Raw genomic sequence first — 17258 nt, 5'->3', positions numbered from 1 at the left:
CCGGAAATGCAATGAAGCCGCCTTCGGCATGGACCCATGCACGCTTCATTGCCTGGCCTTCCTCTCGCCGGAAGCCGGTCAGGGCCAGGAGCCGAACAACCGCGAGTGCGGTGAGGTTTTCTCCATTGCGCTCGGCATAGGCCATCGCCTTGCCCAGCGCGATGATCTCGGCCGAACTGAGCCGCCGCGTCTTCTTGTTGGTGGCCAGCTTCTTGGCGCCGCGTGTGGGATGCTCGGTCAACAGTCCTTTGTGCTTGGCGTGGCCCAGGATCGCCTGAAGCGTGCCAAGGCAGCGCGCCGCGACGCCAGGGCCGCCAGCGGCCTTGCCTCCACGTCCTCCTCCACGCGCCTTGGCAGTTTTGCCGTCCCGAACGTCGGACTGCATCTGCTCGACCTCGGCAATGGTCAGGTGCTTGGCGTGCCGCTTGCCGAGCAGCGGCTTGATGTGCGTATTGATCCGGCTCTCGTCCATCTTGAGTGACGATTCCTTGATCGGTCGGTTCTTGCGTCCAAGGATGTTCCCGGCCCGCGCTTCGGTGAGATACCAGTCGCACATCTGGGCAACGGTCATCCCCTTGCGGGCCTCATGGACGGCCAGGGCCGGGTCTTCACCGGAGGCCACTTCGCCAAGCTTGATCTTCGCGAGGTCACGAGCCCGCTCGACCGTGATGACGCCATATCGACCGAGGTTGATCCGTCGCTTGATACCCTCGGCATTGCGGTACTGAACGATGAACGTCTTGAGCCCGGACGGAAGTGCCCGGACGCCAAAGCCCCGGATTTCGCTGTCCCACAAGACAGCCTGCGGCTGTCCATCCGCGCTGAAGGCATCGACCGAGCGCTTGTTGATCTTGGCAGTCGGCATGCTTACGACTCCATTTGGAGACAAAGCTCGGATCGAGGCCTTCTGTCTCCATATTGTCTCCAAAATTTGCCGTTTCGTGGCGATTTTGAGGCTACGGCGTCGTAAAGAGAGTTGCAACAAATAACGGAAATACCGTCATATTTCGTAGATTCGGCTACAGTGGCGTAATGGCTTGTTTCGTTTTGCCAAGGTTGGGGTCGAGGGTTCGAATCCCTTCGCCCGCTCCAGTTCCTTACCGAAAAATCAATTGGTTTTCCCCGTCGGGGCTGCGTCGTTTCGCGTGAGCTGATCTGCGCGCGGTGCTTGACTTGTTCGCGCGCGCGCGTCGTAATGCGTGCAAACAAATGCCCTTCCTCCCCGGAATGTGAGACACGAAGCCGGCGCTGCCATGCGCTTTGGGAAGAGGACGGGACATGAGTGTTGCAATTGATCTGGCCGGCAAGGTTGCCATCGTTACCGGCGCAGGCTCGGGCATCGGCCGGGCGACCAGCAGGCTGTTCGCGCGGGCCGGGGCAACGGTGATTGCGGCCGACCGGGCCGATAGCGTCCATGAAACCCCGGCTGGCGATCCGCTGATCCATCCGCACCAGTGCGACACCGCCGACCCGGCTTCGGTTGCCGAGCTGGTCGCGCGCGCGGAGCGCGAGTTTGGCGGGCTCGACATCTATTACGCCAACGCCGGGATCTCGGGCGCCAAGGCCGGGTACTGGGACAGCGAGGCGGAAGACTGGGAAGAGATTCTGCGTGTCAACCTGATCGGACCGTTCCTGGCGGTGAAGCATGCCGCGCCTGCGATCGTGCGGCGCGGGGGCGGGGCGATCATCTGCACCGCCTCGGTCGCTGGCTTGCGCTCGGGCGCGGGGCCGGCGTCCTATTCGGCATCGAAGGCGGGAGTGATCAATCTTGTGCAGACCGCAGCGCAGCAGCTTGCGGGAACCGGGGTACGGGTCAACGCGATTTGCCCCGGCCTGATCGAGACCGGCATGACCAAGCGTTCGTATGACTATGCCCGCGCGCATGACAAGATGGGCAAGATCGGCCAGGTCAACCCGACCCGGCGCGGCGGCGAGCCCGAGGAGATTGCCGGGGCGGCGCTGTTCCTGGCCTCGCCTTTGGCAAGCTATGTCAACGGCCATGCCTTGGTGGTGGACGGCGGGCTGTCATCCTCGCACCCGCTTTCGCCGGGCGAACTGGCGCGGGTTTACGCCGGGCCCTGAACGGCAAAGCCTTGACGCGTTGCGCCAGCCATGCCCCTTTGCCGGGTATGGCGGGGTTCCTGTTTGCATTGCTGGCCTGCGTGGTTGCCGGGATCGGTGCGCGCGACCAACTGATCGTCGCGGGGCTGTCCGCGCGGCAGGGGCGGCGCGTGACGGCGCTGGTCGTCGCGCTGGCGAGCGCGGCGGGCACGGCCTGGGTGGCGAGCTGGGCCGCGCGCGAAATGGGGCTGCGGGTCGATGCGCCGACGCGCCAGATGCTCGCCGCGCTGGTCCTGGGCATCGCCGCGCTCGAAATGCTGCTGATCCGTCCCGGGCGCGTGCCTGAAGAACCGACCGATTCGCTCGGCGCCTTCGCGCTGGTGCTGTTTGCCCAGCAGCTGACCGATGCCACGCGCTTCCTGCTCTTTGCAATCGCTGCGGCCAGCGGCACGCCGGGCGCGGCTGGCCTGGGCGGCGCGATTGGCGGGGCCGTGGTGGTCTTGGCTGGCTGGATCGGCGGGGAAGACCTTCTGACACTGCGCCTGACGGGCATCCGCCGCGTCCTTGGCCTGGTGCTGCTGGCAATCGCCCTGTGGTTGGGACTGGGGATGCGTTGATCGAATTGTTCGATCATAGTTACCAATTCAATCGGTTGGAGCGATTTGTATTGTCTGGTTAGAACGCCTCATCAACGCAATCGATGGGGATCGACATGACCAAGACGGATAACGCCACCAAGGCCCTCGTAGACAACCTCAACACCCTGCTGGCCGACTATTTCGCGCTCTATCTCAAGACCAAGAACTTCCACTGGCACGTGCGCGGACCCCAGTTCCGCGACCTGCACCTGTTGTTTGACGAACAGGCGGCCGAGCTGTTCGCCCTGACCGACCTGATCGCCGAACGGGTGCGCAAGAACGGGGCGGCGACGCTCACTTCGATCGGGGCGATTGCCGACAAGGCCCGGATCAAGCCGCAGGACGATGCAACGCTGCCTGCCGAAGCGATGATTGCCGAGCTGCGCGATGACAATGCAGCGCTGATCACGGCGCTGCGCGAGACCAAGGCGCTGGCCGGCGCGGCGGGTGACAATGCCACCGATGGCGCGATCGACGACTGGACCGACCAGGCCCAGCAGCGCGTGTGGTTCCTCTCTTCGCTGATCGCCTGATCCCGCGAATACCAATGCGGGGCCGTTCCGTGCGGACCCCCGCAGTGGTAGAGGGAGGCATGAGCACTCCCTTGATGATTGACGGCGCGGACGACGGCGCGATCGCGGCTTGGCTGGAAACGCATCTGGCCGCAGCGCTCGCGGCAACGGATGGGCCGGTCGCGATCACCATTCCCGGCGGTTCGACGCCATTTCCGATCCTGTCCCGGCTGACCGGCTCCGCGATCGACTGGTCGCGGATTGCGGTCTGGCCGGGCGATGACCGCATCGTCGCCGAAGATCATCCCGCCAGCAATGTTGGCCGGATCCGCACCGTGCTGGAGCCGTTTGGGGCAAAAGTCGTAGCGCTGCGCGAGGGGGAGAATCCGCCCCATTTCGCGCTGACCTGGCTGGGTATGGGGGCGGATGGCCACATCGCCTCGCTGTTTCCCAACACCGATCCTCGGCCCGACGCGGCCAAACAGGTGATCCGCCTGACGCCCGAGCCGTTGCCGCCCGAGGCGCCGTTCGACCGGCTGAGCCTGACAATTCCGGCCTTGCTTGACAGTACTGAGCTGTTGTTTGTGATCCGCGGCGCGGACAAGCGGACCCTGTTCGAGGCGGCGGTGTGCGGCCAGCACGATCTACCGGTTGCGCGATTGCTTCAGGCGGCGCAGCAACCGGTGACATGCTTCACCTGATTCCCCCGCCACTGCACCGCGTGGCTCTGCGCCTGGCCGATGGCCTGCGCAAGCGCTGGTGGCGCCTGCGCAAACCCTTGCTGCTCGGCTGCCGGGTCATCGCCTTTGACGAGGCGGGCCGGGTCATGCTGATCCGGCACAGCTATGGCAGCAACTTGTGGATGCTGCCGGGTGGCGGGATCGGGCGGGGCGAAGACCCGGTCGCGGCCGCCGTGCGCGAGTTTTGCGAGGAAACCGGCTGCACCCTGATCGCGGCGCGGCTGGTAACGATTACCGAAGATCCGCTCCACGGCGCGACCAACCGCGTGCACGTGGTCTGCGGACAAGCAAAAGGGGCGCCGAAGCCGGATGGGCGCGAAATCGTCGCCCTTGGCTTCCACGCCCCCGATGACCTGCCGGAGGATATTTCACCAACCCTGGCCGCGCGGATCGGCAGCTGGCTGGAGCTTACCTCGTCACTTGAATAGTTCGGATTCGCGCTGGATGCAGTGCATCAGGTCGGAGCCGATGGTCTTTTCAAGCGCGTCGCTGTCCTTGGCGTTGGTCACGGCATCGGTGACATAATCGACTTCCTTGCCGAAGTCCGCCTTGACCGCATCTTCGCCCTTGGAATTGAGCTGCAAGGCCTGGACAAGCCAGCCCACCGCGTGGTCTTCGGCCGCCTTGGCAGTCGCCTTGTCTTCTTCGGACATCTTGGATTCGTCGTCGTTCTGGACGGTGCTAAGCACCAGCGTGTTGATCGCGGCGCAGCGCAGCGCCTCCTGATAGCTGCCATTGACCAGTTCGGCGGCAGCAACAGGCTGGGCCACCAGCATCGGCGCAACCAGCGCGAGCGCAGCGGCAATCGAAAGGGAACGCTTCATGAGCCTGTTTCCTTGAATGATATGGGAATGATCTGGTGGGGCGTCGAGGCGCCACCGCCCGAAGGACGGGTGAGGCCGGACCCGGTCCGGCCTCGTTGCCGCTTACTTCTTGTCCTTGGAGGTCTGCTCGTCGAGCACCTCCTTGGCAGCCTGGCCAAGGTTGGTGCATTCCTCGAGGTTGTCGTTGAGCAGCTTGTCGGTCGCCTTGTCGTCGCTGATCATATCGAGCATCGCGGCGTTCTGCTTCTTGATGTCGGCAGCCACGGCATCGTCGCCGGCGCTGGTCATCATGGTCGCAATGACCATCAGCGATGCGGCCTGGTCGGTATAGAGATCGACCTTGGCCTTGTCGGCGCCGTCGCCCGCGCCATAGACCTGTGCAAGCAGCAGGTTGAAGGCGGCGCAGCGGGTGACCGTTTCATAGCTCAGATCGTCATCCTTGGCACTCGCGGGCGTGGCGAGGACAAGCGAGGCGGCAGCGGCGGATGCCGCCAGGGTAGACAGGAACTTCATTTCAATAACCCCCTTGGTTGGTTCAAACAGCTGGTCATCGCCCCCGCTGCTCGCACCCACCGGCCCATAAGTTCCGGTCACATTGCGAGAACTGATTTCCAGAGACTAAAATCAATCAGTCTGTTTGTTATGTCCACGTTTTTCACTGTCCGAAAGCTGAACATTTTTTAGGGCGACTGTTCAGCAACACTTGCATGGCTTCAGAACGGCAATTCGACCTGCCGCTGCGCGGTGGCGTCTGGTGGCATGGAATCCTCGTCCAGTGCCGACAGCGTCAGGCCGACCAGCCGCACTGGCTGGGCCAGTGGCAAGACTTCGTCGAGCAGCCCATGGCTGACTGCGGCCAGCATCGCCCGGCTGGAAACAGGTTCGTCCAGCGACCGCGCCCGCGTCAGCCCGGAAAAGTCCGCGTGCTTGAGCTTTAACGTCACCGTGCGGCCATGCGCGCCGGCCTTGCCGATGCGTTCCCAGGTGATGTCGATGATCCGCTCCAGCACTTCGCGCAATACCGGGCCGGACGAGATGTCGCGTTCCAGCGTGCGCTCCGCTCCGAGCGACTTGCGCGCCCGGTTGGCCTGAACCCGGCGCAGGTCGATCCCCCGCGCCGCACGGTACAGGTAGTCGGCCTGGCTGCCGAAGTGTTCGCGCAGAAAGTGGATGTCGCAGGACGCAAGGTCTGCGCCGGTCTCGATCCCCAGCATCGCCATCTTCTCCGCCCCGCGCGGCCCGATCCCGTGGAAGCGCCGCACCGGCAACCGGGCGACGAACTGCGCGCCTTCGCCCGGGCGGATCACGCACAGGCCATCGGGCTTGTTCTGGTCGCTGGCGAGCTTGGCGAGGAACTTGTTGTACGAAACCCCAGCGCTGGCGGTAAGCGCTGTCTCTGCCTTGATCCGTGCCCGGATCAGCTGGGCGATGCGGATCGCCGATCCGATCCCTTTCAGGTCTTCCGTGACGTCGAGATAGGCTTCATCGAGACTTAGCGGTTCGACCAGCGGGGTATAGTCGACAAAGATCTCGCGAATCTGGCGCGACACCCGGCCATAGACGTCGAAGCGCGGGCGGCGAAAGATCAGTTGCGGGCAGAGCCGCCGTGCCGTAACTGAGGCCATGGCCGAGCGGACCCCGAACTTGCGCGCTTCGTAGCTAGCGGCCGCGACCACGCCGCGCGGACCATCGCCGCCAACTGCCACGGCCTTGCCGCGCAGTTCGGGCTCGTCGCGCTGTTCGACGCTGGCGAAGAAGGCATCCATATCGACATGGATCACCTTCCTGAGGCCGCGCGCCTCGTCCGCGTCGTCGCTGGTGCCGGTCTCGACCATGGCTTCACCATACCGGGCCATAAGGATTCGCGAAACATTCGCAAAAGGGCTGGTAAGCGCCGCGGCAAGGGGCCATTGGCGCACAAATGCCCGCTTCCTCTCCCCGCGAAGTTCCGACCAGAATCGGCGAGCGCGAATTCATCGCGATGATGGCCATGATGATGGCGCTCCAGGCGCTGTGCATCGATGCCATGCTGCCCGCGCTGGGTGAGATCGCGCGCGACCTTTCCGTCAGTGATCCGAACCAGCGCCAGCTGGTGGTGGGCGTGTTCCTGTTCTCGGCCGGGTTCGGCTCGCTGATGCCGGGGGCGCTGGCTGACCGCTATGGCCGCCGCCCGGTGCTGATGTTCGGTTTTGCGGCCTATATTCTGCTCGGGATCGGCTGCGCGCTGGTAACCAACTTCACCATGCTACTGGTACTGCGTGCGGCCCAGGCGATTGCCAGCGCGGCGCTGTCGGTGCTGCCCGGCGCGATCATCCGCGATCGGTTTGGCGGCGACCGGATGGCGCGCGCGATGTCGACCATTTCGGTGGTGTTCATGTTCGTGCCGATGATCGCGCCCAGTTATGGCCAGGCGGTCTTGCTGGTGGCGGGCTGGCGCTGGATCTTCGGCGGCATGGCGGTGATGGCGCTGGTCGTCGGGACCTGGGTCTGGCTGCGTCTGCCCGAGACGCTGAACCCACAGTATCGTCAGGCGATCGCCGTCCGCACGATCGCAGGCAACATGGCGGCCGCGGCGACCAACCGGGCGGCCCTGGGCTATGTCGTGGGCGGCGCGCTGCTGACGGCCGGGATGTTCGGCTATATCAACAGCGCACAGCAACTGGTGGCCGAACATTTCGGTGCGGGCGAAAGGTTTCCGCTGATTTTCGCGATGCTCGCCGCCGGCCTTGCGCTCGCCAACTTTTCCAACGCCCGGATCGTTGAACGGTTCGGGGCGCGGCGGGTCAGCCATGCGGCTTTGCTGACCTATATCGTCGTCAGCCTGGCACAGGTCTGGCAGGCCTTTTCGGGCCACGAAACGCTGTGGCAATTCGTGCCGCTGATGGGCCTCAACATCTGCCTGATGGGCTTTATCGGCGCGAACTTCGGTTCGATCGCGCTGCAGCCGTTCGCCAAGATTGCCGGGGCGGCCAGCTCGTTCCAGTCCTTTACCCGCATGGCCGTGGGCGCGCTGCTGGGCGGGCTGATCGGGCAGGCGTTCGACAACACCGCGCGACCGCTGGCGCTTTCGCTGTTGGCCTGCGGTCTGGTCACGCTGGCGCTGGTGCTGGTCAGCGAACGGGGACGTTTGTTCCGGCGCCTTAACCCCCCGGGCATGGCGCGTCCGGTTCCCGAACCGGACCTGCACTGACCCCCCATTTCGGCCGAGTGACCCGTTTGGGCCAGGCAGGCCGGCTCAGGCCTGACCTAAGGCTCGCCACGCCAGATCGGCAAATTCGCACAGCAAGGGCCGGGTTTCGCGCGGATCGATGATGTCCTCGATCCCGAACCGCTCAGCCGTGCGGAACGGGCTGCGCACGCGGTTGAGCCGCTCGCGGATCGCTTCCAGGTGGGCCTGCGGGTCTTCCGCCGCCTCGATCTCGCTCTTGTAGGCAACCTCGATCCCGCCCTCGATCGGCAGGCTGCCCCAGTCGCCCGAAGGCCAGGCGAAGCGGTACTGGAACGCCTCGGCATTGCTCATGGCCGACCCGGCGATGCCATAGGCGCGGCGGATGATCACGCTGCACAGCGGCACGGTGGCCTTGTAGATCGCGTTCATCGCGTTGACGCCGTAACGGATCGTGCCGGTGCTTTCGGCGTGGAGCCCGATCATGAAGCCCGGATTGTCGACCAGGTGGACCACCGGCAGGCGAAACTGGTCGGCCAGCTTGATAAATCGTTCGGCCTTTTCGCTGGTGCGCGCGTCCCACGATCCGCCCAGAAAGCTGGGATCGCTGGCCAGCACGGCCACCGGCCAGCCATCGAGCCGGGCAAAGGCGGTAATCGCCGCGCGGCCCCACAGGCGGCCCATTTCGAATACCGAGCCGTGGTCGAACACCATCTCCAGCAGCTTGCGCATCGAATAGACCTGCTTGGCCTCGCGCGGCACAAGGCTGACCAGCTTCTGATCGCGGCGGTCCACAGGATCGCTGCAAGCGGTGCGCGGGGCGGCCTGCCCGACATGGCTCGGCAGGTAGGACAAGAATCTGCGCGCGCGGGCAAAGGCCTCGGTCTCGCTGCCAACTTCCTCGTCAACCACGCCGTTGCGGGTGTGGATCACCGACCCGCCAAGCGATTCCTTGTCACTCGCCTCGCCGATGGCTTCGACCACGGCGGGACCGGCGGCGAACAGTTGGCTGAGACCCTTGACCATGATCGAGTAATGGCTCGCCACCACGCGCGCCGCGCCCAGCCCCGCCGTCGGCCCCAGCGCCAGTGCGACGACCGGCACGGTTTCAAGGTTCTTGACGATCTCGCCCCAGCCCGGGGTGGCCGGCACATAGGTTGCGCCGATTTCTTCCAGGGTCTTGACCGAGCCGCCGCCGCCGGTTCCGTCGATCATGCGGATCAGCGGGATTTTGAGCGTGTGGGCCATCTGTTCGCATTGCACGAACTTGCGGTGGATCGCGGCATCCGCCGCCCCGCCGCGCACGGTGAAATCGTCAGCCGAGGCGACGACCGGGCGGCTTTCGATATTGGCGCGCCCGAAGACGAGGTTGGAGGGCGCCAGATCAAGCAGCTCGCCATCGGGGCCATAGGAGCCTTTGCCTGCGATCTTGCCGATTTCGCGGAACGAGCCGGGATCGACCAGGCCCTTGATGCGGGCGCGGGCATCCAGCTTGCCGCGCGCGTGCTGGCGGGCGACCTTTTCCGGCCCGCCCATCTGTTCGGCCAGCTTGCGGCGCGTGCGCAGTTCCTCGACTTCGTTCTTCCAGCTCATCCCGTTCTCTCTCCAGGCCCACCCTGCTGCGACTAGCCACGCCTGCGGCCCGGCAAGTCTCGCTCCCCTCCCGCAAGCGGGAGGGGCTTGGGGTGGGAATTATTGTTCCGCCGCCTCGATCCGCACCAGCAGCGCCTCTACCTGCACCTGTCCGCCAGGCACGGCGAGCAGCTCCGCCACCGTGCCATCGAACGGCGCGGTAAGGGTGTGTTCCATCTTCATAGCTTCCAGGGTGAGCAGCTTTTGCCCCTTGGTCACGGCCTGGCCTGCGCTCACCTCGACCGCGATGATCTTGCCCGGCATCGGTGAAAGGATCGCGCCATCGGCAAGCCCGCCCGCAAACGAGCCGCGCGGGGTTCCGATCGTGAACAGCCAGGCCGAGCCGCGATCGGCGGCAAGCACGCCATCGCCCTCGCTCCAGTGGGCGATCCCTGCGGTGCCGTCACCAAGCTGGCCGCGATAGCTGCGTTCCCCATCGTTGACGACGACGCCCAGTTGCGCCTCGGTGTTGACCCGAAAGCCGACTGCGCAATTCCACGGGCTGCGAAACCGTCGCAGCGTTGTTCCGAACAGCGCATCGCTGGCCTCGTCCCCGCCAGTTTGGGCCGCCAGCGCTGTCGCGACGGCATCGAGAACCGCCTGCGAAGGCGGTGCCGGCTGGGTGAGTTCGTCGAGCTTTGCGGCAATGAATCCGGTGTCGACCGTTCCTTTGGCGAATTCTTCCCGTTCGAGCAGGCGGCACAGGAACGCGGCATTGTTGCGCAGCGGATAGGTGACGACCCCTTCGAGCGTTTCGCGCAGATCCTGGATCGCCATGGCCCGATCGGCTCCGGTCGCGATTACCTTGGCAATCATCGGATCATAGAAGGGCGAAACGCTGTCCCCCCGCTCAACGCCGGTATCGATTCGGGCATAGCCGCGCAGCTGGGTATGGGGGCCAAGCATGCCGGTCGCCGGCAAAAACCCTTTCGCTGGATCCTCGGCATAGAGCCGGGCTTCCATGGCCCAGCCGTTGATCGACAGCTCATCCTGCCGCTTGGGCAGTTCTTCGCCCGCCGCGACGCGCAGTTGCCATTCCACCAGATCGACCCCGGTGATCTCCTCGGTCACCGGGTGTTCCACCTGCAGGCGGGTATTCATTTCCATGAACCAGATGCGATCGGCGCGCAGGCCCTCGCTGGCATCCGCGATGAATTCGATCGTGCCCGCGCCCTTGTAGTCCACGGCCTTGGCCGCGCGTACGGCGGCGGCGCAGATCGCCTCGCGGGTGGCTTCGTCCATACCGGGGGCGGGGGCCTCCTCGATCACTTTCTGGTGGCGGCGCTGCAGGCTGCAATCGCGTTCGAACAGGTGGACGACGTTGCCGTGGGCATCCCCGAACACCTGCACTTCGATGTGGCGGGGGGAGAGGACGTACTTTTCGATCAGCACCGTATCGTTGCCAAAGCTGGCCGCCGCCTCGCGCCGGCACGAGGCGAGCGCGTCGGCAAAGTCCGCCGCCGAATCGACCCGGCGCATCCCCTTGCCGCCGCCGCCCGCCACGGCCTTGATCAGCACCGGATAGCCGATCGCGTCCGCTTCGGCCTGAAGGCGCGCTTCGCTCTGGTCATCGCCCATGTAGCCCGGCGTCACCGGCACACCCGCAGCCTGCATCAACTTCTTGGCCGCGTCTTTCAGGCCCATGGCGCGGATGCTCGCCGGATCGGGGCCGACCCAGATCAGTCCGGCGGCAATTACCGCTTCGGCAAAGTCGGCGTTTTCGGAGAGGAAGCCATAGCCGGGGTGAATCGCCTCAGCGCCGGAAACCTTGGCGGCGGCGATGATTCTCTCGCCGACAAGGTAGCTTTCGCGCGCGGGCGAAGGGCCGATGTGCACCGCCTCGTCGGCCTGGCGAACGTGGAGCGCGCGGGCATCGGCATCGGAATAGACGGCCACGGTGCGAATCCCCATGGCGCGGGCGGTGCGGATGATGCGGCAGGCGATTTCGCCGCGATTGGCGATCAGGAGCGAAGAAAACATGGGAAACATGGCTAGGCGGCAATTGCCGCAGCCGCAATGGCTCTTGCACTTGGGCCATGCCGACACTAGAGCGCTGCCCAAACCTTCAAGAGCGCTTTTCCCAACGGGGCAAATTCCATGGCTGATCGCTTCAATACCATTGCCGGCTGGACGCTGTTTTCGGGCATCGTTGCCCTCGGTCTCGCCAGCGTTAGCGGCCACTACTTCAAGGCCGACAAGCACCATCGCCCCGAGAAGATGGGCTATGAGATCGAAGGCGTTGCCTCGGAAGAAGGCGGCAAGGCCGAAGTCAGCCTCGAAGCGCTGCTCGCCGCCGCCGATCCGGCCAAGGGTGAAGCCGCGTTCAAGCAGTGCCAGTCGTGCCACACGATCAACCAGGGCGGCGCCAATGGCATCGGCCCGAATCTCTATGGCGTGCTGGGTGACGGCGTTGCCGCCGGCCGCGGTGGCTTTGCCTTCTCCGATGCGCTCAAGGGCAAGGGCGGCAAGTGGGACTTCGCCAGCCTGAATGACTGGCTCAAGAACCCCAAGGCCTATGCGCCCGGCACCAAGATGAGCTTTGCCGGGATTTCCGATCCCGCCGAACGCGCCAACGTGATCGTCTACCTCAACTCGCAAGGTTCGAACCTGCCGCTTCCGGCGGTTCCGGCGGCTCCCGCCGCTGGCGCCGAGGGTGACAAGGCTGCACCGGCCGCCGTCGTCGGGGATGCCGCCAAGGGCGAAAAGGCCTTTGCCCAGTGCAAGGCTTGCCACACGATCAATCCGGGCGGCGCCAACGGCATCGGTCCGAACCTCGCCGGTGTTGCCGGCGAAGCCGTGGCGCAGGGCCGCGGTGGCTTTGCCTTCTCCGATGCGCTCAAGGGCAAGGGCGGCAAGTGGGATGACGCCACGCTCAACGAATGGCTGAAGAACCCGAAGGCCTTTGCACCGGGCACCAAGATGACCTTCGCCGGCCTGTCGAACGACCAGGAACGCGCCGACGTCATCGCCTATCTCAAGTCCGTCAAGTAAGACTCGGGCGAGCGCAAAACGAAAGGGCGGGGCCGCAAGGCTCCGCCTTTTTCGTTTGCATCGATCTGGCCGGAAAGGGCAATTGGAGCCGATGTGGTACCTGGCAATCAAGGCAGCGCTATCGGGCGTGATCATCGCGGTGGTTTCGGAGCTGGCTAAGCGCTTCCCGGGCTTCGGCGCGTTGGTCGCCTCGCTGCCGCTGATTTCGGTGCTGGGGATGATCTGGCTGTGGCGCGACCGGCCCGATGCCGCGAACATGGCCGCCCATGTCGAAGCCACCTTCTGGTTCGTGCTGCCTTCGCTGCCGATGTTCCTGCTGATCCCGGCACTGCTTAACCGCGGCGTCGGATTCTGGACGGCGCTGCTCGCGGGCTGCGCGCTGACGATCGCGCTCTACTTCCTGATGCTGGCAGTCGGTCCGCGCTTCGGGCTGCGGCTTTGATTCCCTAGCCCTTGAACCCCTGGGCGATCACGTACCATTCCGACGAATCCTTGCGGCTCGCTGGCGGCTTGGCGTGCTTCACGGTGGTAAAGTGCTGCTTCAGCAGGGCGAGCAGTTCAGTGTCGGTCCCGCCGGCCAGCACCTTGGCGATGAAGCCGCCGCCGGGGGCGAGCGTTTCGATCGCGAAATGCGCGGCGGTTTCAACCAGGCCCATCGTGCGCAGGTGATCGGTCTGCTTGTGGCCAACGGTGTTCGCGGCCATGTCCGAGATGACGAGATCGGGCGCGCCGCCCAGCGCCTCAATCAGCGCGTCAGGGGCCTCGTCGGCCATGAAGTCCATCTGGAAGATCGTCACGCCTTCCAGCGGATCGGTCGGCAAGAGGTCGATCCCCACGACCGCCGCCTTGGGCGCACGCTGGCGCACCACCTGGCTCCACCCGCCCGGCGCGATGCCAAGGTCCACCACCCGGTGCACGCCTTTCAGCAGGCCGAACTTGTCATCGAGTTCGATCAGCTTGAACGCCGCGCGGCTGCGCCAGCCTTCGGCCTTGGCCTTCTTCACATAAGGGTCGTTGAGCTGGCGGGTCAGCCAGCGCGCCGAACTGGTCGAGCGCTTCTTGGCCGTGCGCAGGCGCTCGTTCGGGTTCTTGCCGGACCGGGTCATGACTGGTTCCTTCGCGCCTGGCGCAAGGCTGCGCGGCTTTTTTCGGCGGCGTCGCCCGCGCTCATCAGGCTGCGCAGAATGCCTTCGCGAATGCCGCGATCGGCCACGCCGAGCCGGTCCGCCGGCCACAGGTCGAGGATTGTCTCAAGGATCGCGCAGCCCGCCACCACCAGGTCCGAGCGTTCGCGCCCGATGCAGGGCTGGGCTCGGCGTTCTTCTGGGCCAAGACCGGAAAGCCGGACCGAAATGTCGCGCATCGCGCTGGCTGGCACGATCAGGCCGTCGACCGCGCGCCGGTCGTATTGCGGCAGTTCCAGGTGCAGGCTGGCCAGCGTGGTGACCGTGCCGCTGGTACCGAGCAGGCGCAGCGGATGCGATTGCTCCGACCGCGCGAGATGTTCGGTTATGCGCTTGGCAAAGGGGGCCAGGCTATCGCGCACCAGGCCGCGCATTTTCGCATAACGCTCGGCCCGCGCGATTTCGCCTTCCGGCTCGTCCCCGCAGGTCTCGGTAAGCGAGACGACGCCCCAGGGCACGCTCTGCCAGTCATGGATGCGCGGGATCGTCCCGTGCTGGTTTTCGACCAGCACCAGTTCGGTCGAGCCACCGCCGATGTCAAAGATCATCGCCGGGCCTTCACCCTGTTCGAGCAGCAGATGGCAGCCGAGCACGGCGAGGCGGGCCTCTTCCTTGGCGCTGATGATGTCGAGCATGATGCCGGTCTTCTCGCGCACGCGCTCGATGAATTCGGGACCGTTCTCGGCCCGGCGGCAAGCCTCGGTCGCGACCGAGCGGGCGAGGTAGACGTTGCGGCGGCGCAGTTTGTCGGCACAGACCTGCAACGCGGAAAGCGCGCGGTCCATCGCCGCCTCGCTCAGCCGTCCGGTCTGGGCCAGGCCCTCACCCAGCCGAACCACGCGGCTGAAGGCGTCGATCACCACGAAGTTCTCGCCGCTCGGCCGCGCAATCAGCAGGCGGCAATTGTTCGTGCCGAGGTCGATGGCGGCGAAAGCCTGCCGATAACTGGACGTGTAGGGCTGGTGCTGGTTCTGCCGCTGGTCGGTGCGGTTCGCGTCTTCGCGCGATCCACGCTCTTCAGTGCGGCTGCCGGGCAGGCGCCGGGGGCTTGGCGTTGCGGTGCGGGAAGGCGAATCGCTGCGCTCCTCCTGCTGTCCGTTTCGCTCGTACTCAGCCTCCTTGCGCAATTCCGGCGGAAGTTCTTCCGCCATTACTCAATCACTCTTCTTATCGTTTTCCCGCCGAGCGCGGCGAGTACCTGACGCCGATGGTAGACCTGCTTGCGCAATCGGGCAAGAGCGCCGGGTTCACGCGCTAGCGCAGGGCGTAACTCCAGGCCTGTTCGCGGCGGAAGCGGCTGGGTTCACGCCCGGTGCGGGCCTTGAACAGGCGTGAGAAGTAGGCTGGATCGACAAAGCCCAGATCGTGCGCAACCTGGGCAACGCTGGCGGTTGAAAACATCAAGGCGCGCACGGCCTCGCGCAGCAGGCGATCCTGCGCGATCTCGCCAGGCGGCTTGCCCACCGCATAGCGGCAGGCGCGGGTCAGCGTCTGGGGTGTGGTGCCGAGCGCGCGGGCATAGTCGGCAACGCTGGGATGCTCGCGGAAGCGCCCTTCGACCATAGAGGTAAAGCGCCGCACCAAAGCGATCCGCCGATCCGGCGAGACGCTGCGGGCGGCCTGCTGCTGGCCTGCGATGCGTTCCGCCGCGGCGAGCAGCAGGGCCAGCGCGGTCAGCGCGAGCGGCCCGCCGCTGCCCGCCTCACCCGCCAGCAGCGCCATCAGCGGTTCGGTGAGTTCGCCAAGCGCGCCCGCCGGCAGCGACAGCTGGCGGGGCGATCCTTCACGCAGGGCCGCCGCCGCGCCCAGGCCGGCAATACGCGGATCGGCCAGCAACGCATCGGCAACCGAAAGCACCCACCCCTGCGCATCGGGCGGAAAGCGGAAGGCATGGACCGCGCCGCACGGAATGATCACCAGGCAGGGCGGATGGAGGGCCTGCCGCGCTTCGTCGGTGACCAGTTCGCTATCCCCGTCGCTCAGCAACAGGATCTGGAAGATGCCGGGATGAAGGTGCGGAGAAATGGTCCATTCATACAGGCTTGATCGTTCGGCAATCCGCTCCACATGAATGAATTCAGCGGCAACATTACGCTCTTCTTCGCCGTAAAGCGCGAAATTCGGCATATCCGGAGCGGGTGGGCGAGCCATTGCCGCATTGTGCCAGTTTGATCGAAAAGTGCAAATCATTGCGCGAAACGTGGATCGGCAAGGCGACCGGATTGGGCCATCATCGCGGCCATAAGTGCATTGGAGAGGAGGTGCGGCAATGTTCCGCTTCGATCCCTATGACCCGGCTTTCGATGCCGATCCGTTCCCGGCCTACAAGGTGCTGCGCGACGAATATCCCTGCTTCTGGTCGGAAGAAGCCGGGATGTGGGTGCTCTCGCGCTATGACGACGTCCTGAACGCGCTGACCAACTGGCGCACCTACAGCTCGGCCAAGGGCAACCTGATCGACGAGTTCCCGGGCCGCGCCGGCTCCACGCTGGGCAGCAGCGATCCGCCGCGTCACGACCGGCTGCGCTCGCTGATCCAGTCGGCCATGACCAAGCGCGCGCTTGACCATATCCTCGAACCCGCTCGCGCCGCCTGCCAGGCACACCTGGTCGAAATCCGCGACAAGGACGTGTTCGACTTCGTTGGCGATTACGGCTCCAAGGTTACGGTCGACCTCCTGTTCTACCTGTTCAACCTGCCGCGCGAAGGCGCCGAGCAGGTGCGCGACAATGCCGTGCTGATGGTCCAGACCGACGCCAAGACCCGGCAGAAGACCGAAGAGCACCTCGGCGCCTTCCGCTGGATGGCGGACTATGCAGAAAACCTGGTGCAGGAGCGCAAGAAGAACCCGGGCGATGACCTCCTCTCGAACTTCATCACGGCCGAGATCGACGGCGAAAAGCTGCTCGACAAGGAAGTGCAGTTGACCGTCACCACGCTGATCATGGCGGGGATCGAATCGCTTTCGGGCTTCCTCGGCATGTTCGCCTACAACCTCGCGAACGCGCACGATGCGCGCCGCGCAGTGTCGGCCGACCATGGGCTGATCCCCGATGCGATGGAAGAATCGCTGCGCTTCAACACCTCGGCCCAGCGCTTCAAGCGGTGCCTGCAGGTCGATACCGGGTTGCACGGGCAAACCATGAAAGAGGGTGACTTCGTGATGCTGTGCTATGGCAGCGCCAACCGCGACGAGCGGATGTTCGCCGATCCCGACAGCTATGACATCACGCGGCGGCCCAAGCGCCACCTGGGCTTTGGCGGCGGCGTCCATTCGTGCCTGGGGGCGATGCTGGCGCGCGTGGCGACCGAAGTGGTGTTCAGCGAATTCCTGAAAGCCGTGCCCGATTTCACCCGCGTCGATCAGACCTTGCCGTGGGTGCCATCGTCGAACTTCCGCAGCCCGCAAGTGCTGCGTCTCGCCCGCGCCTGACGCGCCGGGCAGGGGCCGGGCGGGCCCACCCGCTCCATGCCCGCCCGGCGCCATGCCCCAAACCGGCGAATCCCCCT

At 65.3% G+C, this 17258-nt stretch carries 18 protein-coding genes; 9 read left to right on the top strand and 9 right to left on the bottom strand.

Annotated features, from left to right (window positions below; translation table 11 throughout):
* Positions 1-865, bottom strand: an 865-nt coding sequence (locus tag ACE3SN_RS02615) for an integrase arm-type DNA-binding domain-containing protein (RefSeq protein WP_374527185.1), incomplete at its 3' end; no start/stop codon positions are given.
* 413 nt (positions 866-1278) lie between these two features.
* Here ACE3SN_RS02615 and ACE3SN_RS02610 point away from each other — a divergent pair.
* The 5 genes from ACE3SN_RS02610 to ACE3SN_RS02590 all read left to right on the top strand — a co-directional run bounded on the left by ACE3SN_RS02610 (position 1279) and on the right by ACE3SN_RS02590 (position 4379).
* Positions 1279-2082, top strand: a complete 804-nt coding sequence (locus ACE3SN_RS02610) for an SDR family NAD(P)-dependent oxidoreductase (protein ID WP_374527184.1) — start codon at positions 1279-1281, stop codon at positions 2080-2082.
* Between the two features lie 47 nt (positions 2083-2129).
* Positions 2130-2678 (top strand): hypothetical protein, encoded by a 549-nt coding sequence (locus ACE3SN_RS02605; RefSeq protein ID WP_374527183.1) that lies wholly within the window; start codon positions 2130-2132, stop codon positions 2676-2678.
* A 95-nt stretch (positions 2679-2773) separates the two neighbouring features.
* Positions 2774-3232, top strand: coding sequence for a Dps family protein (locus ACE3SN_RS02600; protein ID WP_374527182.1), 459 nt, complete (start codon positions 2774-2776; stop codon positions 3230-3232).
* Between the two features lie 59 nt (positions 3233-3291).
* Positions 3292-3912, top strand: coding sequence for a 6-phosphogluconolactonase (locus tag ACE3SN_RS02595; protein ID WP_374527181.1), 621 nt, complete (start codon positions 3292-3294; stop codon positions 3910-3912).
* Positions 3900-4379, top strand: coding sequence for an NUDIX domain-containing protein (locus ACE3SN_RS02590; RefSeq protein WP_374527180.1), 480 nt, complete (start codon positions 3900-3902; stop codon positions 4377-4379). The genes ACE3SN_RS02595 and ACE3SN_RS02590 overlap by 13 nt, the downstream gene beginning before the upstream one ends.
* On the opposite strand, the gene ACE3SN_RS02585 is transcribed toward ACE3SN_RS02590, so the two are convergent.
* From ACE3SN_RS02585 to dinB, 3 genes are all read right to left on the bottom strand, one after another.
* Entirely contained in the window at positions 4368-4775 is a 408-nt protein-coding gene (locus ACE3SN_RS02585; RefSeq protein ID WP_374527179.1) for a hypothetical protein, read from the bottom strand. The genes ACE3SN_RS02590 and ACE3SN_RS02585 overlap by 12 nt on opposite strands.
* 102 nt (positions 4776-4877) lie before the next feature.
* Entirely contained in the window at positions 4878-5288 is a 411-nt protein-coding gene (locus ACE3SN_RS02580; RefSeq protein WP_374527178.1) for a hypothetical protein, read from the bottom strand.
* 200 nt (positions 5289-5488) lie between these two features.
* Positions 5489-6610 carry a DNA polymerase IV gene (gene dinB / locus ACE3SN_RS02575; protein ID WP_374527188.1) on the bottom strand — a complete coding sequence of 374 codons (1122 nt, stop codon included), beginning with the start codon at positions 6608-6610 and terminating at the stop codon, positions 5489-5491.
* Between the two features lie 86 nt (positions 6611-6696).
* Between dinB and ACE3SN_RS02570 the strand changes: the two genes are divergently transcribed.
* A complete protein-coding gene (locus ACE3SN_RS02570) occupies positions 6697-7965 on the top strand; it encodes a multidrug effflux MFS transporter (protein ID WP_374527177.1) in 1269 nt (422 codons plus the stop codon).
* Between the two features lie 45 nt (positions 7966-8010).
* Here ACE3SN_RS02570 and ACE3SN_RS02565 read toward each other — a convergent pair whose 3' ends face one another.
* Together ACE3SN_RS02565 and ACE3SN_RS02560 are read right to left on the bottom strand one after the other, a co-directional pair.
* Complete coding sequence (locus ACE3SN_RS02565) at positions 8011-9534, bottom strand: acyl-CoA carboxylase subunit beta (RefSeq protein WP_374527176.1); 1524 nt, start codon at positions 9532-9534, stop codon at positions 8011-8013.
* A gap of 99 nt (positions 9535-9633) precedes the next feature.
* Positions 9634-11553: a biotin carboxylase N-terminal domain-containing protein gene (locus ACE3SN_RS02560; protein ID WP_374527175.1), complete on the bottom strand. Its 1920-nt coding sequence runs from the start codon at positions 11551-11553 to the stop codon at positions 9634-9636.
* Positions 11554-11670: 117 nt separating this feature from the next.
* Between ACE3SN_RS02560 and ACE3SN_RS02555 the strand changes: the two genes are divergently transcribed.
* Positions 11671-12564 (top strand): cytochrome c family protein, encoded by an 894-nt coding sequence (locus tag ACE3SN_RS02555; protein WP_374527174.1) that lies wholly within the window; start codon positions 11671-11673, stop codon positions 12562-12564.
* Positions 12565-12655: 91 nt separating this feature from the next.
* Positions 12656-13006: a DUF3147 family protein gene (locus ACE3SN_RS02550; protein ID WP_374527173.1), complete on the top strand. Its 351-nt coding sequence runs from the start codon at positions 12656-12658 to the stop codon at positions 13004-13006.
* 4 nt (positions 13007-13010) lie between these two features.
* Here the strand turns inward: ACE3SN_RS02550 and ACE3SN_RS02545 are convergent, their stop codons facing one another.
* The 3 genes from ACE3SN_RS02545 to ACE3SN_RS02535 form a co-directional block, all read right to left on the bottom strand.
* The gene (locus tag ACE3SN_RS02545; protein WP_374527172.1) at positions 13011-13670 is read right to left on the bottom strand and encodes an RlmE family RNA methyltransferase; all 660 of its coding nucleotides are present in this window, start codon (positions 13668-13670) and stop codon (positions 13011-13013) included.
* A complete protein-coding gene (locus ACE3SN_RS02540; RefSeq protein ID WP_374527171.1) occupies positions 13667-14899 on the bottom strand; it encodes a Ppx/GppA phosphatase family protein in 1233 nt (410 codons plus the stop codon). Before ACE3SN_RS02540 ends, ACE3SN_RS02545 begins: the two co-directional genes overlap by 4 nt.
* Before the next feature lie 103 nt (positions 14900-15002).
* A complete protein-coding gene (locus ACE3SN_RS02535) occupies positions 15003-15899 on the bottom strand; it encodes a helix-turn-helix domain-containing protein (RefSeq protein WP_374527170.1) in 897 nt (298 codons plus the stop codon).
* A gap of 118 nt (positions 15900-16017) precedes the next feature.
* Here ACE3SN_RS02535 and ACE3SN_RS02530 point away from each other — a divergent pair, with 118 nt between their 5' ends.
* Entirely contained in the window at positions 16018-17181 is a 1164-nt protein-coding gene (locus tag ACE3SN_RS02530; RefSeq protein ID WP_374527169.1) for a cytochrome P450, read from the top strand.
* Positions 17182-17258: the final 77 nt, after the last annotated feature.

This window comes from Novosphingobium sp. (assembly GCF_041915465.1).
GTDB lineage: Bacteria > Pseudomonadota > Alphaproteobacteria > Sphingomonadales > Sphingomonadaceae > Novosphingobium.
This window is presented reverse-complemented; position numbering and strand designations above follow the sequence as displayed.